The sequence below is a fragment of the Streptomyces sp. NPDC048258 genome (assembly GCF_043201995.1).
Taxonomy (GTDB): Bacteria; Actinomycetota; Actinomycetes; order Streptomycetales; family Streptomycetaceae; genus Streptomyces.
Genome location: NZ_JBICZH010000011.1, coordinates 153,276 through 177,063, shown reverse-complemented (window position 1 = coordinate 177,063; position 23,788 = coordinate 153,276). Strand labels below are relative to the sequence as shown.

Sequence of the window (23,788 nt, the reverse complement as noted above, 5' to 3'; positions counted from 1 at the left end):
ACCTCGGGACCTTGTGCCCCGTCACTCAGGGTGAGTGCCGGGAGGGCCGCTGATCAGCGGTTCAGCGCTCGCAGCGCCTTACCGACGAGTAGCGCGCGGTCCGTCGGGGCCGGCAGGTGTTCCAGGCCGAAGCCGAGGAGCACGGTGTCACCCGTAGTGACCGCGGCATAGGACTTGAACAGCTCCCCGGTCCGGGACCAGTCGCCCGGAACTTCGGGGCTTCCGACAGGCGCGCCCTGGGCGGTCCAGGCACCGAGGGAGGTCTCGAACCCCTCAACGGCCTGGTCCGCGCCGCCGATGTTCAGACGTGCCTCGTCCGCGAAGACGCCGCGACCGCCGGAGCCGCCGTCGGTGATGGACGAGAGCGAGACCTCGACTGTCTTGCCCGCGTACGCGCTCAGGTCGAAGGAGACCTGCTTCCAGCCACCGGAGGAGCCCGTGAAGCTGTTCCACGCGCCGCTGGTGCCCTTGGGGGTGCAGCCGCCGCCGTCCAGGGTGAGGTAGTGGCGCAGGAACGGGTGGCCGTTCACGAAGAACCCGGCCCCGCACTCCTCGGGAACGGTCGCGCTGGTCAGGCCGCCCGCGTCCGGCAGGGTGGTCCAGTCGTCCGCGCCGGCCGTGTGCGCCTCCAGCACGGCGTGGTCGTAGGCCTGCTCGGTGTTCCAGCTCAGGGCCAGCTTGAGGTGCGGCTTCTCGGCGGCGGTGACCTTGGTGAGGTCGATCGTACGCACGAGCCGCTTCCAGTCGTCGTCCTCGTGGAGGGCCGAGGCCATCGAGGTGCCGGCGTAGGGGGCGTACGGGTTCACGACCCCGGTGAACTGGCCCGCCTGCGCGCTCTTGAACTGCGGGAACTGCGCGGGAGCCAGGGTCTCGGACGTCACGGTGTAGGAGCCGGGGGCGTTCAGCGGGTTGCCCGCGGCGTCGCCGAGGCCGCCCTTCGCGCCGTTCAGGGACCCGGCGCCGGTGAAGCCGGTGGCACCGGGGGTGGTGGTACGGCCGTAGGCGCCGAGCCAGTACTGGCTGAAGTCGTTGGTCACGGCGCGGCCGACCTGGGCGTTGCCGCCCGCCAGCTCACCGGCCTCGATCAGCTTGCCGCCCTCGTTCAGGAAGTCGCGCACCGCCAGCTGCGTGTCGCCGCCCGGGGTCTTGGCGCCGGTGTAGTGGACGGCCGTACGGAAGTGGGAGAGCACGCCGAGGTGGTGCGGGGTGCCCTGGGTGGCGACGTCCCAGACCGCGGCGGACCTGCCGTTGGCGCGCAGGGCGTCGACGTAGGTCTGGGCGTGCTGGGCCTTGGCGCCCTCCTCCGCGATCACCAGCACGTCCGCGCGCGGCCGCTCGGCCACCGTGTACGTGAAGTGCTCGCTGGAGACCTTCTTGCCGGAGCGGTCGCGGCCGGTGAACCAGACCTCGACCTTGTCACCGGTCCTGGCGCCGTCCACCGTGCCGCGGTACTCGTCGAACCAGTTGTTGTCGTCGCCGCCGTAGACGTCGCCGCCCTTCCAGGCCTTGAGGTCCTCGTCGTGCGTGCGGCCCCCATTGATCCGGTACTGGAGTTCCTTGTCCTTCAGCGCCTTGCGGGCCGTGACGGCGACCGTCTGGTCCTCGCCGCGGGCGACGTAGGAGGTGGTGAAGGGGTCCAGGGTGAAGTCGGCGGCGTTCAGGCCCACGGAGGACGCCGGCCGGTCCGGGTGCGCGGCGCTCTCGCCGACCGAGAGGGCGAAGGAGATGTTCTTGGCGAACTCCGCCTGGATGAGCTTCTCGTCGTCCGGGAAGTTGAAGCCGGAGGCGCAGTCCTCGGGCTTCCACCGGTCGTTCGGGTCGCTCGCGGACGCCGTCTGGCAGGTGGTCATCTCCGGCGTGAACATCATGATGCCGTTGACGTTGGAGGCGTGGCCGTCGGCCTCGCCGTTGGTGGTGTAGAGCTCGGAGGAGACCTGCGGGTAGTAGCCGGGGACGGCGGGGTTCTCCGGGGTGCCGGCGAGCGCCTTGTAGGCGATGTCGTCGGGGGTGGGGGTGGCCACCTGCCAGCCCACGCCGTAGAGCAGCAGCTCGGCGGCGGAGTGGTAGTTGATGGCGTACTCGAAGCCGATGCGCTTCTCGAAGGCGTCGAGGGCGACGGTCTCGGGCTCGGAGGAGGCCTGGGGGCCGCGGTAGGTCTCGCTCGCCTGCCTGGGCGAGGAACCCTCGTTGTCGTAGCCCCACTTGAAGGCGAAGTTCCGGTTGAGGTCGACACCGTCGCCGGTGGTGGTCTTGCCGTCGCCGTTGTTGTCGCGCAGGTTCTTGCGCCACAGCCGCTCGCCGTCGGGCGCGTGCGTGAAGTCGTACCCGTCGGGGTTGGCGGAGAGCAGGAACCACAGTTCCGTGGAGTCCACCAGGCTGGTGATCCGCGGGTCCTTGCCGTAGGAGTCGATGGTGTGGTGCATCAGCCGCCGGGTCATCTCGGGGGTGATCCACTCACGGGCGTGCTGGTTGGACATGTAGAGCACGGACGGCTTGTCGCCGTCCTTGGTCTTCTTGGCGTTCTTGCTGACCTTGAGGGCGAGGATGTCCTTGCCCTGGACGGTCTTGCCGATGGAGACGACCTTGGTGAGCGCCGGGTTCTGCTGGGCGGTGCGGAGGATCTCCTCCTGGAGGCCGCCCTTGCCGCTGTACGGGCGGAACACCCCGTCCCCGGCGGCCTTGGCGCGGGCCAGGCCCTCGGCCGGGACCTTGTGCTCGGCGAGCTCGACGCCCTGGGCGGCGAGCTCCCTGGCCTGGGCGCCGGTGAGGAAGAGCTCCACCTCGGCGGTGCCGGTCTCCGGGGCGCGCTCGGTGAGCTCGTGGGCGTCCTGGCCGGCGGCGAGGACGAGCGGGACTTGTTCCCGGCTGATGCGGGCGTCGTAGACCCGTACTTCGTCGTCGGACGCGGCGGCCGAACCGGATCCCGGTTCGGCCTGGGCCGCGCCGGGCAGTACGGCGAGTGTGGTTCCGAAGACGAGTGCGCTTGCGGCGAGGATCGATCTCGCGCGGTGCCTCATGTGCCCCCCTGGGCGTCGTCAGCCACGAAAGCGTTCGGACGCCAGCCTCAAGACCGGCCCATGCTCATGTCAATGGGGCCTACGGGAAAGGGACCCGCGCGAGTGATCGCGCGAGTCCCTTTGCCGTACATGTGCGGAGCGTCAGCCGGCCATGTTGTCGGCCATCTCCTCGCTGAGGTCGAGGTTGGACTCCGTGCCCGGGATGCCGAGGTCCTGGGCCCGCTTGTCGGCCATCGCCAGCAGGCGGCGGATCCGGCCCGCGACGGCGTCCTTGGTCAGCGGCGGGTCGGCGAGCGCGCCGAGTTCCTCCAGGGAGGCCTGCTTGTGCTCCATGCGCAGCCGGCCGGCCGCGGCGAGGTGCTCGGGGACCTCCTCGCCGAGGATCTCCAGCGCGCGCTGGACGCGGGCGCCGGCGGCCACCGCGGCCCGCGCCGAGCGGCGCAGGTTGGCGTCGTCGAAGTTGGCGAGGCGGTTGGCGGTGGCGCGCACCTCGCGCCGCATCCGCCGCTCCTCCCAGGCCAGCACCGATTCGTGGGCGCCGAGCCGGGTCAGCAGCGCGCCGATCGCGTCGCCGTCGCGGACCACGACCCGGTCGACTCCGCGCACCTCGCGCGCCTTGGCGGCGATGGAGAGCCTGCGGGCGGCGCCCACCAGGGCCAGGGCGGCCTCCGGACCGGGGCAGGTGACCTCCAGGGAGGAGGACCGGCCCGGCTCGGTGAGCGAGCCGTGGGCCAGGAAGGCGCCGCGCCAGGCCGCCTCGGCGTCACAGGTGGCCCCGGAGACGACCTGGGGCGGCAGACCCCGGATGGGGCGTCCGCGGCCGTCCACGAGGCCCGTCTGGCGCGCCAGCTGGTCGCCGCCGGCCACGACCCGGACCACGTAGCGGCTGCCGCGGCGCAGTCCGCCGGGGGCCATGACCACCAGGTCCGACGAGTGGCCGAAGATCTCCAGGATGTCCTTGCGCAGCCGTCTGGCCGCGATCCCGGTGTCCAGCTCCGCTTCGATGACGATGCGGCCGCTCACCAGGTGCAGCCCGCCCGCGAACCGAAGAATCGCCGAGACCTCCGCCTTCCTGCAGCAGGTCCGGGTGACGGGGAGGCGGGAGATCTCATCCTTCACCGCGGGCGTCATCGCCATGGGCCGATCCTTCCATGCATCCGAAAAATACGGTCGTACGCGGCGGCGAGCAGCTCCGGATCATGCTTCGGAGAGCCGTCTTGCCTGGCCACCGGCGCCAGCTCGACCGCGGCGCCGAACCGTTTTGCGGCATCGGCGAGGGACTCGCGGTCGGGCACGGCGGCCTCGTCGGCCAGCACCACGTCCAGGGCGAGTTTAGGGGCGTGTCGGGCCAAAACCTCCAAATGACGCTGCGGAGAGAAGCCCTCTGTTTCGCCGGGCTGCGGCGCGAGGTTCAGCGAGAGGACCCGGCGGGCCTTCGTCTCGACCAGCGCGTCGAGCAGTTCGGGCACCAGGAGGTGGGGGATCACGGAGGAGAACCAGGACCCCGGGCCGAGCACCACCCAGTCGGCGTCCAGGACCGCCGCGACGGCCTCCGGTACGGCCGGCGGGTCGCCGGGCACGACCTGTACGGAGAGCACCTCGCCCGGGGTGAGGGCCACCGTGGCCTGCCCGCGGACGGTGTCGACCTCCTCGGGGCGCGCCGGGTCGTGGCCCCTGACCAGGGCCTGGAGCTCCAGCGGCACGGCCGACATCGGCAGGACCCGGCCTTGCGCGCCGAGCAGCCTGCCGACGAGGTCGAGGGCCTGGACGGGGTCGCCGAGCTGTTCCCACAGGGCGACGATCAGCAGGTTGCCGACGGCGTGTCCGTGCAGGTCGCCCTCGGACTGGAAGCGGTGCTGGATGACGCGGGCCCAGGTCTGGCCCCAGTCGTCGTCCCCGCACAGCGCGGCCAGCGCCTTGCGCAGGTCGCCGGGCGGCAGCACGCCGAGCTCCTCGCGGAGCCGGCCGCTGGAGCCGCCGTCGTCGGCGACGGTGACCACGGCGGTGAGGTCACCGGTGATCCGGCGCAGGGCGGTGAGGGAGGCCGACAGGCCCTGGCCGCCGCCCAGCGCGACCACCTTGGGCGCGGTGCCGCGCCGACGGCCGGAGCGGCGTGCGCCGTCCTCGTCCCGGGAGGGGGCGAGGCGGCGCAGGCGGCTCAGCCGCGGGGTCCGTGCGGTCACTCGCGCCCCATGTCCCGGTGGACTACGACGGTCTCGACTCCCTCGGAGGCGAGGCGGGCGGCGAGCTTCTCGGACATGGCCACGCTGCGGTGCTTGCCGCCCGTGCACCCGACCGCGATGGTCACGTACCGCTTGCCCTCGCGGCGGTAGCCGGTGGCGATGAGCTGGAGCAGCTCGGTGTAGCGGTCGAGGAACTCCTTGGCGCCGGGCTGGCTGAAGACGTACCCCGACACCTCCTCGTTGAGCCCCGTGAAGGGGCGCAGCTCCGGCACCCAGTGCGGGTTGGGGATGAAGCGGCAGTCGACGACGAGGTCGGCGTCGACGGGGAGGCCGTACTTGTAGCCGAAGGACATGACGGTGGCCCGCAGCTCGGGCTCCTCGTCCCCGGCGAACTGGGCGTCCATCTTGGCGCGCAGCTCGTGCACGTTCAGGCTGGAGGTGTCGATCACCAGGTCGGCGTCGCCGCGCAGCTCGCGCAGCAGGTCGCGCTCGGCGGCGATGCCGTCGGTGATGCGCCCGTCGCCCTGGAGGGGGTGCGGGCGGCGGACCGATTCGAAGCGGCGGACCAGCGCGTCGTCGGAGGACTCCAGGAAGACGATGCGGCGGGTGACGCCCTTGCTGTCGAGGTCGGCGAGGGACTCGCGCAGGGCGTCGAAGAACTGGCGGCCGCGGACGTCGACGACGACGGCGATGCGCGCCACGTTGCCCTGGGAGCGGGCGCCGAGCTCCACCATGGTGGGGATCAGCGCCGGCGGGAGGTTGTCGACGACGAACCAGCCGAGGTCCTCCAGACACTTGGCCGCCGTACTGCGGCCGGCCCCGGACATCCCGGAGATGATCACCAGCTCGGGGATGGCCGCCTCGGCGGTCTCGCCGGGCTCCACTGTCGTGCCCGTACTCACCTGTGCTCCGTCTCGGTCGTGCGTGGTCTCGTGCTCGGTCATTGCTCGGTCCCCCGTTCGGACGATGGCCCCCAGCTACCGCTGGGAGGTGCCCCCACCCGCGGGGGCGGGGTTCTCATCCTCAATGATCTCTCCTGTGGCCGTGTTGACGGCAGGACCAGCGGGAACCGCCTCGGCGAGGGCCGCGGCCACGGTCTCGGCCGTCTTCCGGCCTATGCCCGGGACCTCGCAGATCTGGTCGATTGTCGCCTGTCTCAGCTTCTTCACCGAACCGAAGTGCTTGACCAGGGCCTGCTTGCGCGTCTCGCCCAGCCCGGGCACCTCGTCGAGCGGGCCGGCCTTGAGCCGCTTGCCGCGCTTGTTGCGCTGGTACTGGATGGCGAACCGGTGGGCTTCGTCACGGACCCGCTGGAGCAGGTAGAGGCCCTCGCTCGTGCGGGGCAGCACCACCGGGTCGTCCTCGCCGGGCAGCCAGACCTCCTCCAGCCGCTTGGCCAGGCCGCACACGGCCACGTCGTCGACCCCGAGCTCCTCCAGGGCCCGCTTGGCGGCGGCGACCTGCGGCTGCCCGCCGTCGACCACGACGAGCTGCGGCGGGTACGCGAAGCGCCTGGGCCGCCCGTCGTCCTCGGGCGACTCGCCATCGCCGTCCTCCGGTTCCCACTCCCCGGTCCTCAGCTTCTCCTGGAGGTAGCGGCGGAAGCGGCGGGAGACCACCTCGTGCATGGAGCGGACGTCGTCCTGCCCCTCGAAGGATTTGATCTGGAAGCGCCGGTACTCGCCCTTCCTCGCCAGCCCGTCCTCGAAGACGACCATGGAGGCGACGACGTCGTCGCCCTGGAGGTGCGAGATGTCGAAGCACTCGATGCGCAGCGGCGCGCTGTCCAGCTCCAGGGCCTCGGCGATCTCCTCCAGGGCCCGGGAGCGGGTGGTCAGGTCGCTGGCGCGCTTGGTCTTGTGCAGGGCGAGGGACTGCTGCGCGTTGCGGTGGACGGTCTCCATGAGGGCCTTCTTGTCGCCGCGCTGCGGGATGCGCAGGCTGACCTGCGACCCGCGCCGCTCGGCGAGCCACTGGCTCAGTGCGGGCGTGTCCTCGGGGAGCGCCGGGACGAGCACCTCCTTGGGGACGGCCTCGCCCTTCTCCTCTCCGTACAGCTGCTGGAGCGCGTGCTCGACGAGTCCGGCGGTGTCGACGGCCTCGACCTTGTCGGTGACCCAGCCGCGCTGGCCGCGGACCCGGCCGCCGCGTACGTGGAAGATCTGCACGGCGGCTTCGAGCTCGTCCTCGGCGACCGCGACGAGGTCGGCGTCGGTGGCGTCGGCGAGGACGACCGCGTTCTTCTCCATGGCGCGGCGCAGCGCCCCTATGTCGTCGCGCAGCCGGGCGGCCTTCTCGTACTCCATCTCCTCGGCCGCCTCGTGCATCTCCTTCTCCAGGCGGGAGAGGTACGTCCCGGTCCGTCCCGCCATGAAGTCGCAGAAGTCCTCGGCCAGTTCGCGGTGCTCCTCGGGGGTGACCCGGCCGACGCAGGGCGCGGAGCACTTGCCGATGTAGCCGAGCAGGCAGGGCCGGCCGATCTGCGCGGAGCGCTTGAAGACGCCCGCGGAGCAGGTCCGTACCGGAAACACCCGCAGCATGAGGTCGACGGTCTCGCGGATGGCCCAGGCGTGCCCGTACGGACCGAAGTAGCGCACGCCCTTCTTCTTGGGCCCGCGCATGACCTGGACCCGCGGGTACTCCTCGCCCAGGGTGACCGCGAGGGAGGGGTAGCTCTTGTCGTCGCGGTACTTGACGTTGAACCGGGGGTCGTACTCCTTGATCCAGGAGTACTCCAGCTGGAGCGCCTCGACCTCGGTGGAGACGACGGTCCACTCGACGGAGGCGGCGGTGGTCACCATGGTGGCGGTACGGGGGTGCAGCCCGGCGAGGTCCTGGAAGTAACTGGCCAGGCGCTGGCGCAGGCTCTTGGCCTTCCCGACGTAGATCACCCGGCGGTGCTCGTCGCGGAATCTGTACACCCCCGGGGAGTCGGGGATCTGTCCCGGCTTGGGGCGGTAGCTGGAAGGGTCGGCCATGCCAACCACCCTACTTGCGCGGGCTGACAACCGGCCGTACGCCTCCGCCGCGGCCGCGGCCCGGCCCGCGCGACGCCGTTCCAGGGTAGGTCCCGGCCGCCCGCCGCGGTCGTTCCGCTGCGCGGGGCCGGCCCCCGCCCCGCCCTTTCTCCGTTTCCCGGGGCTCCGCCCCGGACCCTCCCCCAGACTCCGTCCGGGGGGACCCCCGCGCCGCAAACGCCGGCGGGGCTGAATTTCAGCCCCGCCGGTGTTTGAGGCGCGGGCGCGGAGCGCCGTAGGGGTCCGGGGCGGAGCCCCGGTTTCTGGGGGCCCCTCCCAGCGGTAGCTGGGGGAGAAGGGGCGGGGAGGGGAATGCCCCGCAGGGCCCGGCCCCGGGCGGGAACCGGACCCTGCGGGCGATCGGCTAGGCGACGGCGGGCCGGCGTCGGCGCAGGACCAGCACCCCGGCCCCGCTCAGCGCAAGCGCCCCGCCGCCGGCCAGCAGGGCCACCGGAGCCCCGGAGTCCTGCGTGCCGGGCTCCGCGTAACCACCCGCCATGCCCCCTTCGGCATAGGCGGAGCCGGGAAGCTTGTCCCCGTACGCCGCCGCGACCCGGGTCCGGTAGGCGTTCAGCGTGGTACCCCCGGCGCCCACGGCCCGCACCGCGTCCTCGTCCAGCGGCAGCACCCGGCTGCCCCCGGCCACGTACCAGGCGTCGATCTGCGGCTCGCGGAACACCGTCCCGCCGGGCAGCTTCGCGGCGCCCAGCTGCGCGTAGCGGAATTCGTCGTCGCCGGTGGCGATGTTCACGACCTGCCAGCCGGCCTCCGTCCGCGCGGTCCACAGGGCGGCCTGCTGCCCGTCGGAGGAGACCGCCTTGCTGGCGAGGAACTCCAGGCGGGCGACCGGCGCCCCCGCCTTGCCCGCGACGAACTCCGGGGAGAGGTGGCTCACCGGTATCGCCTCCCCCTCGATCCTGGGCTGCGCGGCGGTCGCCGAGACCTTGCCCTCCCGGGCGAAGAAGCGGGAGAGCGTGGCCAGGGTGTCGGGAGCGGCGGCCGCCTGCGCGGCGGCGGCCCGGTTCTCGGCCGTGGCGGCCTGGGGCTGCGGCACGGGGGCGGCGACGGCCTGCGGGGCGAGGCCGAGGAGGGCGGTGGCCGCGAGGACCGCGGCGGCGGCGGTGGCGCGCAGGGTCATGGCGGTCACGCCCCGATCCGGTAGAGGGAGTGGGTCCAGGAGAAGGTGCTGTTGTCCACGTACCAGGCGTGCGAGGCCCAGTTGTAGCGGTCGCTGGAGGGCCACGGGTCGCCCCAGTAGACCCAGCTGTTGGCGGTGTCGTAGCCGTAGATCACGTGCATGTGGCCGCCGCCGTTGGACCACTGGATGCGGGTCTCGATGGGCCGGTTGTTGTTGATCTCGGTCTGGACGGTGGAGTACTGGAGCCAGCCGTTCACGTACGAGCCGGAGTTGATGCCCGCCCAGCGCAGGCCGGTCTGGACGTTGCCGAGGGTGGCCTGGTTGTTGGGGCAGTCGTAGCCCTGCTGGCGGTTGAAGGCGGCGTTGCAGAACTGGTTCTGGCTGTAGGTGCGGCCGAACCAGGTGGCGATGGTGTTGCCGCTCGCGGCCCAGCACCAGTTGGTCTTCTGCTGCGCCTGCATGGTGATGTTCAGGCGCTTGTACGCGAGGGCGGCGCTGTCGGTGTCGGCGGCGGCATCGGCGGCGGTGGCGGTGCCGCCGCCGAGGGTCAGGGCGAGAAGCAGGGCGGAGATGAAGGCGGCGAGGGGTAGCCGCCGGTTTCTGTTGCGCATCGCGTTCCTCCCGAGGCGGGGATGTGGGGGTGGAGGAGCGCGTCCGGACGCTGTGGAGGAGCATCAGGGTGTTGTCGAGATCAGGTCAACACGCTTCAATACGCGGTGACATTGCAGTGTGAACGGTGGGGCTGCGGTGTGAACGGTGACTGTCGTTTCACCTGGTCCGCCGAAGCCGTCGGCGCGATCCCCCGCCGCTGCGCGCGTGAATGTTCACAGAGGAGGCGCCATGCGGCCGACCGGGAACACGGCGGACTCGGCGGAACTCAGCCAATTGCTGCGCGGCGGTCCCTTCCACCTCGCCCTGCGCGCCGCCCTCGCCGCGCGCGGGCTGCCCCTCCACCGGGTGCAGCACCGGCTCGCGGCGCGGGGCATCAAGGTCGGTGTCACCAGCCTCAGTTACTGGCAGCAGGGCGCCCGGCGGCCGCGGCACGCCGAGTCCCTGCGGGCCGTGACCGCCCTGGAGGAGATCCTGGAGCTGCCCGACGGCGCCCTCGTCCGGCTGCTCCTCACCCCGGAACCCGGCCCCGGAACCGCCCGCCCGGCCGCCCGCTCGTACCGGGCCCTGTTCAGCGTCGGCGGGACGGTGGAGCGGCTGCTGGACGGGATGGAGCTCCCGTCGGACGGCGGACTGCACACGCTCACCCACCACGAGCGGGTCCGCATCGGACCGGCGGGCGAGATGCTGGCCCGCGAGTCGCAGCAGATCGTCCGGGCGCACCGGGACGGGGTCGACCGCTACCTCGCCGTCCACCACGGCGATCCGGGCTGCGACGTGTCCCGGATGCGCGTGACGGCGTACGAGAACTGCCGCACGGGCCGGGTGCGGTGCCACCCGGAGGCCGGGGTGGTGGTCGCGGAGCTGCTCTTCGACGCCCGGCTGCGGCGCGGGGACACGTACGTCTTCGGCTACGGCATCGAGGACGGCACCGGCGCCCGCAGCGGTGAGTACGTGCGCGGCTTCAGCTACGCGGGCGGGCAGTACATGCTCCAGGTCCGCTTCGACGAGTCCGCCCTGCCGGTGCGCTGCAGCCGCTTCGCGCGCACGGGGCCCGAGGCCCCGCGCACCGGCCTCGCGGACCTCACGCCGAGCGGTCGCCACCGGGCGGTGCACCTGGTGGAGCAGGCGGTACGGCGCGGGATCCTCGGGATCGACTGGGACTGGGACTGAACCGACCGGGACCGACCGGGACCGACCGGCTGACCGGCTGACCGGCTTGCCGACCGGCCGACCCGCCGACCGTTCCTCAGCTCCCGGGTCAGCCCGCGACGAGCTTGCCGTTCTCCGCCTTGACGGGGACCGCGGGCAGCGGGTCGGTGGCCGGGCCGCGCAGCACCTTGCCGGTCGCCACGTCGAAGCGGCTGCCGTGGCAGGGGCAGTTGCCCTCGCCCTCGACGATCTTGTCCAGTACGCAGCCGGCGTGCGTGCACTGGGCGCTGAACGCCTTGTACTGGCCCTCCGCCGGACAGCTGACGATCAGCTTCCGCTCCCGGTACAGCTTCGCCCCGCCGACCGGGACCTCGGCCGCGGCCCCCAGTTCCACCGGGGCGGTGGGGGTCGCGGGAGTGTTCCCGCCGCTGTTGGTCCCGGTGGAGCAGGCCGCGAGAGCCGCGCCGGCGCCGGCCGCTCCCGCGAGCGCGGCGGCGCCCCTGAGCACGGTACGGCGGGCGGGGGACGGTGACGCGGACATGGAAGTCTCCTGGGCGAGCGGGCGGGGCACGGTGCACCCGACGATACCGGCGTCCGATGGGGTACCTTCCCCCGCGTGATCGTCGTCGGCGGAGAAGCCCTCATCGACCTGGTGCCCGTGGCGCGGCCGCCGGGCGCCCTGCTGCCCCGGCCGGGCGGCGGACCGTACAACACCGCGCTCGCGCTCGGACGCCTCGGCGCCGAGGTGGCCTTCTGCTCCCGGGTCTCGGCCGACGGCTTCGGCGAGAGCCTGCTGACCGGGCTGCGGGCGGCCGGCGTGGACCTGTCACTGGTACAGCGCGGGCCGGAGCCGACCACCCTCGCCGTGCCCTCGCTGGCCCCGGACGGCTCGGCCTCGTACGGCTTCTACGTGGAGGGCACCGCGGACCGGCTGTTCACCCTGCCGCCCACCCTCCCGGCCGCGGCACGGGCCCTCGCGCTCGGGACCTGCTCGCTGGTCCTGGAGCCGGGCGCGAGCGCGTACGAGGCCCTGCTGCGCCGGGAGTCGCGGCGCGGTCTGCTGACCCTGCTGGACCCCAACATCCGGCCTGCGCTGATCGCGGACCCGGCGGCCTACCGCGCCCGGTTCCTGACCCGGCTGCTGCCGTACGCGTCCGTCCTCAAGCTGTCGGAGGAGGACGCGTTCTGGCTGGGGGGCCGGCCGCGCGACTGGCTGGCGGCGGGGCCGTCGGCCGTGGTCCTGACCCGGGGCGCGGCGGGGCTGACGGTCTGGACGCGGGACGGCGCGGAGCACTCGGTGGCGGCCCGCCAGGTTGCCGTGGTGGACACGATCGGAGCGGGCGACACCGTCAACGCCGCCTTGCTGCACCGGCTCTCGGGTGCGCCGGACGGGCCGGTCGACTGGCCCGACGTGCTGGCCTACGCCGCTCATACGGCGGCCCTGACCTGTACCCGGGCGGGCGCGGAGCCGCCGTACGCGGCGGAGCTCTGACCCTCAGGGGCGCAGCGCGGCCCAGACGGTCCGGGCCACGGCGGGGGCGAACTCCTCCACCGGCTGGACCACGTCCGCACCGGAGAAGTGCAGGAAGAAGGCCCGCTGGAAGCAGGCGCCGAGCAGCAGGGCCGCGGCGGCCCGCGGATCTGCGTCGGGGCGCAGCCGCCCGGCGTCGAGCTCGCGCCGCAGCCGCCCGGCCAGGGCGTCGAGGACCACGTGCGGTCCGGCGCCGATCTTCCGCACGCCGTCGCGGTGGCGGGTGAGCAGGACGGGGTCGGCGAAGAGCGAGGCGGCCATGGGCATCGCGTCGGCGTAGAAGAGCGAGGCGTGCCGGGCGATGGCGGCGAGCCCCTCCTCGACGTCCTGCTCCCCGTCCTGCTCCCCATCCCGCTCCCCGGACTCCCCCGGTTCGGCGCGCAGGGCGTCCATGAGCGGGCCCGCGTTGGGGGTGCGCTCCATCAGCACCCGCACGAACAGCTCTTCCTTGTTCGCGAAGTGCTTGTAGAGCGCGGCCTCCGAGCAGCCCGCCTCGCGGGCGATGGCCTTGGTGGTGGCGCTCGCCAGTCCACTGGTGCGCATCAGGGTCTCGGCGGCGTCGAGGAGACGCTCGGGCGTGGGACGGCTTGACTTTGGAGTGGGCACTCACTCACCCTAAGGGAAGCAGGGGTGAGTAAATACTCACCCACCCCATGAGAGCGGGAGCCGGCTATGAAACTCACGGTGTTCGGAGCCACGGGCGGCGTCGGCCACGAGGTCGTCAGGCAGGCGCTGGCCGCGGGCCACGAGGTGACGGCGGTCGTCCGCGACCCGGCCCGCCTGGACGTGCCGCCCCACGACCGGCTCCAGGTGGCCGTCGTGCCCGACCTGACGGACGAGGACGCGCTCGTCCCCGTCCTGGCGGGCCGCTCCGCGGTGGTCTCCGCCCTGGGCGCGGCGAGCAACAAACAGGCGAAGGCGGCCCCTGTCACGGGTCCCGCCGTACGGGCCGTCCTGTCGGCGATGGACCGGGCGGGCGTGACCCGCCTGGCGGCGGTGAGCGCGGCTCCGGTGGGCCCGGACGTGCCGGGCGACGGGGTCTTCACGCGGATGGTGTTCCTCCCGCTGCTCCGGCGGGCGCTGCGGGACCTGTACGCGGACCTGGCGGTCATGGAGGCGGCGATCGGCGCGAGCGGCGCCGAGTGGACGGTGATCCGGCCGCCGCGGCTCCTGAACCGGCCCGGGACCGGCGCGTACCGTCGTGTGATCGGCGCCAACGTTCCGGCCGGCCGCGTCATCCCCCGCGCGGACGTGGCCCACGCCCTCCTGGCCTCCCTGACGGACCCCACCACCACCGGCCAAGCGATAGGCGTCGCGTCCTGACCCGACCCCCCGGGCGCGCCTCAAAGCCCTGGGGCTCCGCCCCGGACCCTCCCCCCAGACTCCGTCCGGGGGGACCCCCACGCCTCAAACGCCGGCGGGGCTGGTTCCGGCCGATGCCGTCCGCCTGGCGCGGCTGGTTGCCACAGGGCAATCCCAGCCCTGCCGGGCACAACCCAGCCCGCCGGGCGCCAAGGATGCGCTGCGCGCAAGCGCCCTGCCTGGGCGGGGCGCTCGCGCGTACGATTCGACGCCCTCCGGTCGGACGACACGGAGGGCCAACTCCAGCCCCGCCCGGCGTTTGAGGCGCTGGGGCCCCGGACGGAGTCTGGGGGAGGGTCCGGGGGCGGCGACCCCGGCAACGGCGCCGCGCCGGATCCCGCCGGGCGACCCCGCAGGGGACCGGCGGCCGCAGACGGCGAAGGGCCCGGCCGCCAGGCCGAGCCCTTCGCCAAAACAGCCCAGCGCAGCGGCTAGGCCTTGCGGGCCCGCACCGCCGCCTTCTTCGCCGGGGCCGCCGCCTTCTTCCTGGCCGGGGCCTTCTTCGGCGCGACCGCCGCCGGAGGCGACACCGCGTCGGAGACCCGGTCCGCCCCCAGGATGTCCCGCAGGAACTTGCCCGTGTGGCTCGCCCCCACCGACGCGACCTGCTCCGGCGTGCCCTCGGCCACCACCAGGCCGCCGCCGTAACCGCCCTCCGGGCCCATGTCGATGACCCAGTCCGCGGTCTTGATGACGTCCAGGTTGTGCTCGATGACGATCACCGAGTTCCCCTTGTCCACCAGCCCCGACAGCACCTTGATCAGCTTCGAGATGTCCTCGAAGTGCAGACCCGTCGTCGGCTCGTCCAGCACGTACACCGTCCGGCCCGTCGACCGCTTCTGCAGCTCGGAGGCCAGCTTGACGCGCTGCGCCTCACCACCCGACAGCGTCGGCGCGGACTGGCCGAGGCGGACGTAGCCCAGCCCGACCTCGTTCAGCGTCCGCAGGTGCCGCGAGATCGTCGGCACCGCCTCGAAGAAGTCCAGCGCCTCCTCGATCGGCATGTTGAGGACTTCCGCGATGGACTTGCCCTTGTAGTGGACCTCCAGCGTCTCCCGGTTGTACCGGTCGCCGTGGCAGACCTCGCACGGGACGTAGACGTCCGGCAGGAAGTTCATCTCGATCTTGATCGTGCCGTCGCCGGAGCAGTTCTCGCACCGGCCGCCCTTCACGTTGAAGGAGAAGCGGCCCGGCAGGTAGCCGCGCACCTTCGCCTCCATCGTCTCCGCGAACAGCTTGCGCACGTGGTCGAAGACACCCGTGTACGTCGCCGGGTTGGAGCGCGGGGTCCGGCCGATCGGCGACTGGTCGACGTGCACGACCTTGTCGACGAGGTCGTCCCCGTCCACCCGGGTGTGCCGTCCCGGTACCGACCGGGCGCCGTTCAGCTCGCGCGCCAGGTGCGTGTAGAGGATGTCGTTGACCAGCGTCGACTTGCCCGAGCCCGACACACCGGTCACGGCCGTGAGCACGCCCAGCGGGAAGGCGACGTCGATGTCCTGGAGGTTGTTCTCCTTGGCGCCGTGGACGGTCAGCTTCCGCTCGCCGTTCACGGGCCGGCGTACGTCCGGGATCGCGATGGACCGCTTGCCGGACAGGTACTGCCCGGTCATCGAGTCGGTGTTCTTCAGCAGCTCCTTCAGCGAGCCGCTGTGCACCACCTTGCCGCCGTGCTCGCCCGCGCCCGGGCCGATGTCCACGACCCAGTCGGCCACCTTGATGGTGTCCTCGTCGTGCTCGACCACGATGAGCGTGTTGCCCATGTCCCGCAGCCGCACCAGCGTCTCGATCAGCCGGTGGTTGTCGCGCTGGTGCAGGCCGATGGAAGGTTCGTCCAGCACGTAGAGCACGCCGACCAGGCCGGAGCCGATCTGCGTCGCGAGGCGGATGCGCTGGGCCTCGCCGCCCGACAGGGTGCCGGCGGCGCGGTTCAGCGAGAGGTAGTCCAGACCGACGTCGACGAGGAAGCGGAGCCGCTCGTTGACCTCCTTCAGGACCCGCTCGGCGATCTTCTTGTCGCGGGCGTCGAGCCGCATCCGGCCGAGGAAGTCCGCGCACTCGCTGATCGACATCGCGGCGACCTCGGCGATGGACTTCTCCATCACCGTCACGGCGAGCACGATCGGCTTGAGGCGGGTGCCCTCACAGGTCGGGCAGGGCACCTCGCGCATGTAGCCCTCGAAGCGCTCACGGCTGGCGTCGCTCTCGGACTCCGAGTGCCGCCGCTTGACGAAGGGCACGGCACCTTCGAAGGCCGTGGTGTACGCCCGCTCCCGCCCGTACCGGTTGCGGTAGCGGACCTCGATCTGCGTCTTGTGCCCGTAGAGCAGGGCCTTCTTCGCGCGCGCCGGCAGACCGGCCCACGGGATGTCCGTCCGGAAACCCAGCTCCCCGGCGAGCGCGCCGACCAGCCGCTGGAAGTAGTCCTTGGTGTGGCCGAGCGACCACGGCGAGACCGCGCCCTCGTCCAGGGACTTCTCCTCGTCCGGAATGATCAGCTCCGGGTCCACCTCCATGCGCGTACCGATGCCGGTGCACTCGGGGCAGGCGCCGAAGGGCGAGTTGAAGGAGAAGGAGCGCGGCTCCAGCTCCTCGAAGGACAGGTCGTCGTACGGGCAGTAGAGGTGCTCGGAGTACATCCGCTCACGCTCGGGGTCGTCCTCGGCGAGGTCGACGAAGTCCAGGATGACCATGCCGCCGGAGAGGCCCAGCGCGGTCTCCACCGAGTCGGTGAGCCGGCGCTTGGCGCTGTCCTTGACGGTGAGGCGGTCGATGACCACCTCGATGGTGTGCTTCTCCTGCTTCTTCAGCGTCGGCGGCTCGGAGAGCTGGATGGTCTCCCCGTCCACCCGCGCCCGGCTGTAGCCCTTGGTCTGCAGGTCGGAGAAGAGGTCGACGAACTCGCCCTTGCGCTCGCGCACCAGCGGCGAGAGCACCTGGAAGCGGCTTCCCTCGGGGAGCGCGAGCACCTTGTCGACGATCGCCTGCGGCGACTGCCGGGAGATCGGGCGGCGGCACTCGGGGCAGTGCGGCTTGCCGATGCGGGCGAAGAGGAGGCGGAGGTAGTCGTAGACCTCGGTGATGGTGCCCACGGTCGAGCGCGGGTTGCGCGAGGTCGACTTCTGGTCGATGGAGACGGCCGGGGAGAGGCCCTCGATGAAGTCGACGTCGGGCTTGTCCATCTGCCCGAGGAACTGGCGGGCGTACGACGAGAGCGACTCGACGTAGCGACGCTGGCCCTCGGCGAAGATCGTGTCGAAGGCCAGGGAGGACTTGCCCGAACCGGAGAGTCCGGTGAAGACGATGAGTGAGTCGCGGGGCAGGTCGAGCGAGACATTCTTGAGGTTGTGCTCGCGAGCGCCACGAACGATGAGACGGTCGGTCACGCCGGTCCGCACCTTTCTTGAGAGAGCGGGGGGCACGGGGCCCCCGTCCCAGGGTATGGGGGGCGCCTCTGCGATGGACTTGCTGTCTTGGACTTCCGAGCGTATAGCACGCACATTCGATTTACGGCACTCCGCAGACCCCTTCACCCGATCGTGTGGCCGCGGGCCCTCGACCACTAGGCTCGCCTTCATGACTGATCATGTGCACGACCTGCGATCTGTACGTGAAGCGACCGACCGGCTCCTGGCCGCGGTCGCGAAGCTGGACAACGCCGTCCTGACCGAGGAGTCACTGCTCCCCGGCTGGACCCGCGGCCACATCCTGGCCCACCTGGCGCGCAATGCGGACGCCCTCGTCAACGTCTTCGAGGGCCGCCCCATGTACGACAGCGCCGCCGCGCGCGACGCGGACATCGAGCGCGACGCCGGCCGGCCTCTGGAAGAACACCTGGCGGACCTGCGTGATTCCGGGTCCCGCTTCCTCGCCACCACCGAGCCCGACCAGGACTGGTCCCGCACCGTCGAGCTGCGCAACGGCATCACCGACCTCGCCGCCAACGTGCCCTTCCGCCGCTGGGTCGAGGTCGAGCTGCACCACGTCGACCTGAACGTCGGCTACGAGCTCTCCGACCTCCCGGACGAGTTCACCGACCGCGAGATCACCTTCCTCGCCGACCGCTGGTCGGGCCGGCCGGAGGTACCGCCGACGGCCCTCGCCGCGGACGACGGGCGCGGCTGGCGCACCGGCTCCGCCGGGGACCCGGCCGTCACCGTGTCCGGCACCCCCGCCGGGCTGCTGGCCTGGCTGGCGGGCCGCGGCGACAAGGGCGCCTCCCTGACCACCGCCGGTGGCCCCCTCCCCGAGCTCCCCCCGCTCTAGGATCGAAGACATGACGTACACCGGAGAGGTCAAGGTCGGCGGTCCGGCCGACGTGCACGAGCTCGCGGACCTGATGATTTCCAAGGTCGCGGTGGGCCCGATGAACAACAACGCCTACCTGCTGCGCTGCCGGGCCACCGACGAGCAGCTGCTGATCGACGCGGCCGCGGACGCGGACACGCTGCTGAGCCTGATCGGCGACGACGGCATCGCGTCCGTCGTCACCACCCACCAGCACGGCGACCACTGGGGCGCCCTGCAGGCCGTGGTCGACGCGACGGGGGCGACCACGTACGCGGGCGCCTACGACGCCGAGGGCATCCCGGTGGCGACCGACGTCCCGGTGGCGGACGGGGACACCGTGCGCGTCGGGCGGGTCGAGCTCACCGCGCGCCACCTCGTCGGCCACACCCCCGGCTCGATCGCCCTGATCTACGACGACCCGCACGGGCACCCGCACGTCTTCACCGGGGACTGCCTCTTCCCGGGCGGCGTCGGCAACACGTGGGGCGACCCGAAGGCGTTCGAGCGGCTGATCGACGACGTCCAGCACAAGATCTTCGAGCAGCTGCCGGACGAGGCCTGGGTGTACCCGGGGCACGGCAACGACACCATGCTCGGCGCCGAGCGTCCGCACCTCGCCGAGTGGCGCGAGCGCGGCTGGTAGACCCGCATTCCGTCAACTTCGGTACGCGGGGCACTCCTTCCGGTCGATGATGACCGAACTCATGTCCTGAGGGACGGGGAGGGGGTATTTGCTGCACCATGCAACAAGACCCCTCCCCGTCCCTCTCTCCGTCTCTTGCCGCGCCCCCACCGCCGTCTCCGGATCCGTCCGGTTCCGGGTCCGGGTCCTCTCCCCCGATGCTGCGCCTCGCCTCGGCCTCGCTCGCCGGGACCGCCATCGAGTTCTACGACTTCTTCGTCTACGGGACGGCCGCCGCGCTCGTGCTCGGCCCGCTCTTCTTCCCGTCCTTCTCCCCGCTCGCCGGGACCCTCGCCGCCTTCGGCACCTTCGGCGTCGGCTTCCTCGCCCGCCCGCTGGGTTCGGCGGTGTTCGGCCACATCGGCGACCGCTACGGCCGGCGCCCGGTGCTCCTCGCCTCGCTGCTGCTCACCGGCCTCGCCACCGTCGCCGTCGGCTGCGTGCCGACGTACTCCACCATCGGCGTGGCCGCCCCGGTGCTCCTGCTCCTGCTGCGCTTCCTGCAGGGCCTCGGACTCGGCGGCGAATGGGGCGGCGCGGTCCTGCTGACCGCCGAGCACGCCCCCGAGGGGCGGCGCGGCCTGTGGTCGAGCTTTCCGCAGATCGGCCCGGCCGTGGGGTTCCTGCTGGCCAACGGACTGATGCTGGGCCTGTCCGCCGCCCTCACCGACGGGCAGTTCCGGTCCTGGGGCTGGCGGGTGCCGTTCTGGGCGGCCGGGCTGCTGGCCATGGCCGGTCTGTGGCTGCGCCGCTCCGTGGAGGAGACCCCGCAGTTCCGCGCGCTCGCCGAGACCGGCCGCCGGGCCGAGGCTCCCCTGGCGGAGGTCGTACGGGGCCACTGGCGACTGCTCCTGCTCACCGGCGGAGCGCTCGCGGTGGGGTACGCCGTCTTCTACTCGGTCACCACCTGGTCCCTCGCGTACGCCACCGAGCACCTCGGGGTGCACCGCACGGTGATGCTCTCCTGCATCATGGCCGCGGTCGCGCTCAAGGGCCTGGTGACCCCGCTGGTGGCGCTGCTCGGGGACCGCTACGGCCGGCGTCCCCTCTGCCTGGCCGGCTGCGCGGCCTGCGCGCTGTGGATGTTCCCGTTCGTGGCGCTGCTGCGCACGGCGGATCCGCTGCTGATGACGCTGGGCTTCGTCGGAGCGCTGTTCGGCATGGTGACGATGTTCGCGGTGGTGGGCGCGTACCTGCCGGAGCTGTACGCACCGCGCATCCGCTGTACGGGCGCGGCCGTCGGCTACAACCTGGGCGGCGTGCTGGGCGGGGCGCTGACCCCGATCGTGGCGACCGCGCTGGCGGACGGCTCCGGTCCGCCGTGGGGCGTCGCGGTGTACCTGACCGGGATCTCCCTCGTCTCGCTGGCCTGCTTCGCACTGCTGCCCGAGACGAACCCGGTGGTCGTGCGGGCCCGGAAGACGGGCCCGGGTACGGGAACGGGGGCGGCCGAAGCGGCCGCCCCCGCATAGCTCCGCAGACCCGTAGGCCCGTGGGCCCGTACGCCCGCTTACGCGTCGATGCTCTCCGGGCGGGCGGCGGCCTCGGCCGCCGCCTGCTTCTTCGAGGCCATCAGGCTGGTGATCGTGGTGATGACCAGGACACCGCAGATGACGCCCAGGGAGACCGGGATCGAGATCACCGGGACGTGCACCCCGGACTCGTGCAGCGCGTGCAGCACCAGCTTGACGCCGATGAAGCCCAGGATGACCGACAGACCGTAGCTGAGGTGGACCAGCTTCTTGAGCAGGCCGCCGATGAGGAAGTACAGCTGGCGCAGACCCATCAGGGCGAAGGCGTTGGCGGTGAAGACGATGTACGGGTCCTGGGTGAGGCCGAAGATCGCGGGGATCGAGTCCAGCGCGAAGAGCACGTCGGTGGTGCCGATGGCGAGCATGACGACCATCAGCGGGGTCAGGACGCGCTTGCCGTTGTTCTGGATGAAGAGCTTGGTGCCGTGGTACCTGTCGGCGACGCCGAACTTCTTCTCGACGGACTTGAGGAGACGGTTCTCCTCGAACTCGTCCTCGCCGGTGGAGCCCTCGTCCTTGCGGGCCTCCTGGATCAGCTTCCACGCGGTGTAGATCAGGAACGCGCCGAAGAGGTAGAAGACCCAGGAGAAGCTGGCGATGATCGCCGCGCCGGCGGCGATGAAGATCGCTCGCAGCACCAGGGCGATCAGCACGCCCACGAGCAGTACGCGCTGCTGGAGGTGGGAGGGCACCGCGAACTTCGCCATGATCAGGACGAAGACGAAGAGGTTGTCCACGCTCAGGGACTTCTCGGTGATGAAGCCCGCGAAGAACTCCTGGGAGGCCTGGCCGCTGCCGAAGAACCACAGGCCGAGTCCGAAGAGCCCCGCGAGGACGATCCAGACGACCGTCCAGGTGCCCGCTTCCTTGATCGATACGTCGTGCGGTTTGCGGCCGATGAAGAAATCGGCGCCGATGAGGAGGGACAGACCAAGGATGGTCAGCGCCCACAGGGTCCAGGAAACTTCCACGGTAAACACGCCTCCGGCGGATGGCTCAGCACTTCGTCAGCGTCATCGCTGCCGGAGGTCTCTTCCACCCGGGCGGCCTGGAGGCCGTGGGCCGGCGCCCCGGGACCGTCTGCGTTCTTGTAACCACTGGTCCGTATTGACGGGCACGCCGTAGCAGGAAAGCAGGAATACTCCCCTCCGCGCTCACCAGGGTACCCGCCGGAGGCCGATAAGGTAAAGGGAACCCCAAGAACTGGTCAGCGGCAGGTCATCGACCTGCCGCCGACCCGTCACGGGCGGGCGCGCCGGCGGGCCTCCGCCACCCGGTCCAGTGCCTGTTCGAGGACCCGGCTGCCCTGCGGGGGCAGGTCCGGCTCGAAGGTCCAGGCGTGGTGGACCCAGGGGTCCGCGAGATGGTTGTCCGGCACCGGCGAGAGCCGCATGAGCGAGCGCCACAGCGGGTCCAGCAGCGGCCCGTAGGCCGAGGCCTCGTCACGGTCCGCGACCATCAGCAGGTGCACGCCGACGGCCGGACCCTCGTCGGCCAGGTAGCGCAGCTGCGTGACGGCACGGTCGTCGAAACCGTGCGGGAAGTCGTGCACGAGGAGCAGCTGGTCGGCCGTGTCCACATCCGGCGGCAGGTCCTCGGGCGCCCCGGCCCGCACCGCCATCTGTACGAGGTCCACCCGCCGGGTCAGCCGTGCCAGGGTCTCGGTGACCCCGGCGGCCCCGGCGGCGGGCGGGGACGCGAGCACCCCGGCGCGGACGAGCGGCGCCAGCGAGGCGGCTCCGGCCCCGGCCGCGTCGATGACGTGGACGGAGAACCGGTCGCCGGGGTGCACCGCGAGCAGCCGCGCCGCGTGCGCGACGGCCATGTCCATGGCGGCCCGGCGCAGCCGGTCGGTGTCCATGGCCATGGCGGACTCGGAGCCGGTGCGGCCGTTGTCGATCCAGATGCCGCGCTCCAGCGGGAGCCGCATCAGCATCGGGACGCGCAGACCGGGCCGCTCGGGCAGGTGCAGGTCCCCCAGGCGCAGGGCCAGCGGGTTCTCCTCGGGCAGCCCGTTCGACCGGCTGTCGTGCCAGACCGGGTTGTCCCAGCGGGCGTACGCGGCCGGCAGCGCGGGTTCGACGACCTCCGACTCCGCGATCAGCTGGGCGAGGTCCCGGTCGAGGACGGCCTGGGCCTGGGTGACGATCTCCTCGCGGCGCGCCCGGGCGGTGTCGCGGGCGGCGTTCCCGGAGCCACCGAGGCGGTGGCGCGGGTCGGACAGGGCCTCGTCGAGCTCGCGGTCCATACGGGAGTCGGCGAAGTCGACGGCGCTGCGGTACGCGGCGACCGTGCGGGCCAGGTCCTCGAACATGCCCCAGACCTGGTTGTAGAGCCGCTCCTCCATGGACCAGCCGCTGGCGTCCCCGGCGACGGGCCGCGGGTACTGCCCGGGCTCCGTCGGCGGGGCGGCCTGCGGCGCGGGCTCGGGCGGCTCGGTGCTGGTACGGCGGCGCCGCGGGTGCGCGTAGCTGATGGTGGGCGGGGAGCCTCCGGTGTCGCCGCCGGGCGCGGGGCCGGGCGTACCGGCGTACGGGACCCCGGAGACGGGGACCGGGTCCGTCGGCTCGGGAGTGGGCGCGGGGGCCTGGGCGGGGGCCCCGGCCGGTGTCCGCGGGGCGCGCTGGTCGGCGGCGAGGCTCGGCCGGGCGGCGCGCGCGCCGTCGGCCTGCCCGGCCCGCTCGGCCTGCTCGGCCTGCGCGACCGTGGCCAGTGCGGCGGCGGCGAGCGCGGTGGCCTCCGGTGCGGCCAGCCCGCCGTCGGCCAGCAGGGCGCCGAGGCCGTCGGCGTATCCCTGGCCCACGGCCCGGACCTTCCAGGCGCCCTGGCGGCGGTACAGCTCCAGGGCCACGACGGCCGTCTCGGCGTCCAGCCCGGTCAGGGTGTATCCGGCGAGCTCGGCGCCCTCCGGGTCGGCCACGGCCACGTGGGAGGCCGGGACCGCGCCGAAGCACACCGGGCCGCCGGGCGGCAGGACGAGCAGGACGCCGACGCGGTGGACCTCCGCCGCGACCGCGTCGAGGTCGACGGCGAAGGTGTGCCGTTCGGCGAGCTCCCCCGGCACGCGGACCCCCGGGAGGGTCCGGGCGCCCGGGTGCGCCAGTGTCCCGGGGCCTTCGAGCCGGCCCTGTTCGTCGGCGAACGAGGCCAGGGCAAGCACGGGTGTGCCCGCCGAGACCCTGATCTCCACCCGGCTCTGGGACACGGGGTGGTTCTGCCCCCGGACCAGTTCGGCCGTCATCGTGCAGCCCTCCCCCGTGCCTTCTTCTCTTGTC

General features: G+C 72.4%; 18 protein-coding genes. 6 read left to right on the top strand and 12 right to left on the bottom strand.

Going from position 1 to position 23,788, the window contains the following annotated elements; genetic code table 11:
- Nucleotides 1-53 precede the first annotated feature (53 nt).
- From ACGFYQ_RS24985 to ACGFYQ_RS24955, 7 genes are all read right to left on the bottom strand, one after another.
- Nucleotides 54-3,017: a M14 family zinc carboxypeptidase gene (locus tag ACGFYQ_RS24985; RefSeq protein WP_393747418.1), complete on the bottom strand. Its 2,964-nt coding sequence runs from the start codon at nt 3,015-3,017 to the stop codon at nt 54-56.
- A 141-nt stretch (nt 3,018-3,158) separates the two neighbouring features.
- Nucleotides 3,159-4,154 (bottom strand): DNA-binding protein WhiA, encoded by a 996-nt coding sequence (gene whiA / locus ACGFYQ_RS24980; RefSeq protein WP_030009075.1) that lies wholly within the window; start codon nt 4,152-4,154, stop codon nt 3,159-3,161.
- Nucleotides 4,145-5,200 (bottom strand): uridine diphosphate-N-acetylglucosamine-binding protein YvcK, encoded by a 1,056-nt coding sequence (gene yvcK, locus ACGFYQ_RS24975; protein WP_393747416.1) that lies wholly within the window; start codon nt 5,198-5,200, stop codon nt 4,145-4,147. The genes whiA and yvcK overlap by 10 nt, the downstream gene beginning before the upstream one ends.
- Nucleotides 5,197-6,144, bottom strand: a complete 948-nt coding sequence (gene rapZ / locus ACGFYQ_RS24970; RefSeq protein ID WP_030720410.1) for an RNase adapter RapZ — start codon at nt 6,142-6,144, stop codon at nt 5,197-5,199. Before rapZ ends, yvcK begins: the two co-directional genes overlap by 4 nt.
- A 33-nt stretch (nt 6,145-6,177) precedes the next feature.
- The gene (gene uvrC, locus ACGFYQ_RS24965) at nt 6,178-8,178 is read right to left on the bottom strand and encodes an excinuclease ABC subunit UvrC (protein WP_393747413.1); all 2,001 of its coding nucleotides are present in this window, start codon (nt 8,176-8,178) and stop codon (nt 6,178-6,180) included.
- A gap of 403 nt (nt 8,179-8,581) precedes the next feature.
- Nucleotides 8,582-9,355 carry a hypothetical protein gene (locus ACGFYQ_RS24960; RefSeq protein WP_393747641.1) on the bottom strand — a complete coding sequence of 258 codons (774 nt, stop codon included), beginning with the start codon at nt 9,353-9,355 and terminating at the stop codon, nt 8,582-8,584.
- Between the two features lie 5 nt (nt 9,356-9,360).
- A complete protein-coding gene (locus ACGFYQ_RS24955; protein WP_393747411.1) occupies nt 9,361-9,966 on the bottom strand; it encodes a papain-like cysteine protease family protein in 606 nt (201 codons plus the stop codon).
- Between the two features lie 229 nt (nt 9,967-10,195).
- Between ACGFYQ_RS24955 and ACGFYQ_RS24950 the strand changes: the two genes are divergently transcribed.
- Nucleotides 10,196-11,137 carry a hypothetical protein gene (locus ACGFYQ_RS24950; protein WP_393747409.1) on the top strand — a complete coding sequence of 314 codons (942 nt, stop codon included), beginning with the start codon at nt 10,196-10,198 and terminating at the stop codon, nt 11,135-11,137.
- Between the two features lie 88 nt (nt 11,138-11,225).
- On the opposite strand, the gene ACGFYQ_RS24945 is transcribed toward ACGFYQ_RS24950, so the two are convergent.
- Nucleotides 11,226-11,657, bottom strand: a complete 432-nt coding sequence (locus tag ACGFYQ_RS24945) for a Rieske (2Fe-2S) protein (RefSeq protein WP_393747407.1) — start codon at nt 11,655-11,657, stop codon at nt 11,226-11,228.
- Nucleotides 11,658-11,732: 75 nt separating this feature from the next.
- Between ACGFYQ_RS24945 and ACGFYQ_RS24940 the strand changes: the two genes are divergently transcribed.
- Nucleotides 11,733-12,608, top strand: coding sequence for a carbohydrate kinase (locus tag ACGFYQ_RS24940; protein ID WP_393747405.1), 876 nt, complete (start codon nt 11,733-11,735; stop codon nt 12,606-12,608).
- 3 nt (nt 12,609-12,611) lie between these two features.
- Here the strand turns inward: ACGFYQ_RS24940 and ACGFYQ_RS24935 are convergent, their stop codons facing one another.
- Nucleotides 12,612-13,253: a TetR/AcrR family transcriptional regulator gene (locus ACGFYQ_RS24935; protein WP_393747403.1), complete on the bottom strand. Its 642-nt coding sequence runs from the start codon at nt 13,251-13,253 to the stop codon at nt 12,612-12,614.
- Between the two features lie 66 nt (nt 13,254-13,319).
- On the opposite strand from ACGFYQ_RS24935, the gene ACGFYQ_RS24930 reads away from it, so the two are divergent.
- Entirely contained in the window at nt 13,320-13,970 is a 651-nt protein-coding gene (locus ACGFYQ_RS24930) for an NAD(P)-dependent oxidoreductase (RefSeq protein ID WP_393747401.1), read from the top strand.
- A 470-nt stretch (nt 13,971-14,440) separates the two neighbouring features.
- Here the strand turns inward: ACGFYQ_RS24930 and uvrA are convergent, their stop codons facing one another.
- Nucleotides 14,441-17,395, bottom strand: a complete 2,955-nt coding sequence (uvrA, locus tag ACGFYQ_RS24925; protein ID WP_393747399.1) for an excinuclease ABC subunit UvrA — start codon at nt 17,393-17,395, stop codon at nt 14,441-14,443.
- 190 nt (nt 17,396-17,585) lie between these two features.
- Between uvrA and ACGFYQ_RS24920 the strand changes: the two genes are divergently transcribed.
- From ACGFYQ_RS24920 to ACGFYQ_RS24910, 3 genes are all read left to right on the top strand, one after another.
- On the top strand, nt 17,586-18,275 hold the full coding sequence (locus tag ACGFYQ_RS24920) for a maleylpyruvate isomerase family mycothiol-dependent enzyme (RefSeq protein WP_393747397.1): 690 nt from the start codon (nt 17,586-17,588) through the stop codon (nt 18,273-18,275).
- A 10-nt stretch (nt 18,276-18,285) separates the two neighbouring features.
- Entirely contained in the window at nt 18,286-18,942 is a 657-nt protein-coding gene (locus ACGFYQ_RS24915; RefSeq protein WP_393747395.1) for an MBL fold metallo-hydrolase, read from the top strand.
- A 197-nt stretch (nt 18,943-19,139) separates the two neighbouring features.
- Nucleotides 19,140-20,453: an MFS transporter gene (locus ACGFYQ_RS24910; RefSeq protein ID WP_393747393.1), complete on the top strand. Its 1,314-nt coding sequence runs from the start codon at nt 19,140-19,142 to the stop codon at nt 20,451-20,453.
- Nucleotides 20,454-20,491: 38 nt separating this feature from the next.
- Here the strand turns inward: ACGFYQ_RS24910 and ACGFYQ_RS24905 are convergent, their stop codons facing one another.
- Nucleotides 20,492-21,484, bottom strand: a complete 993-nt coding sequence (locus ACGFYQ_RS24905; RefSeq protein ID WP_393747391.1) for a TerC family protein — start codon at nt 21,482-21,484, stop codon at nt 20,492-20,494.
- 269 nt (nt 21,485-21,753) lie between these two features.
- On the bottom strand, nt 21,754-23,754 hold the full coding sequence (locus tag ACGFYQ_RS24900; RefSeq protein WP_393747389.1) for a TerD family protein: 2,001 nt from the start codon (nt 23,752-23,754) through the stop codon (nt 21,754-21,756).
- Between the last annotated feature and the right edge of the window lie 34 nt (nt 23,755-23,788).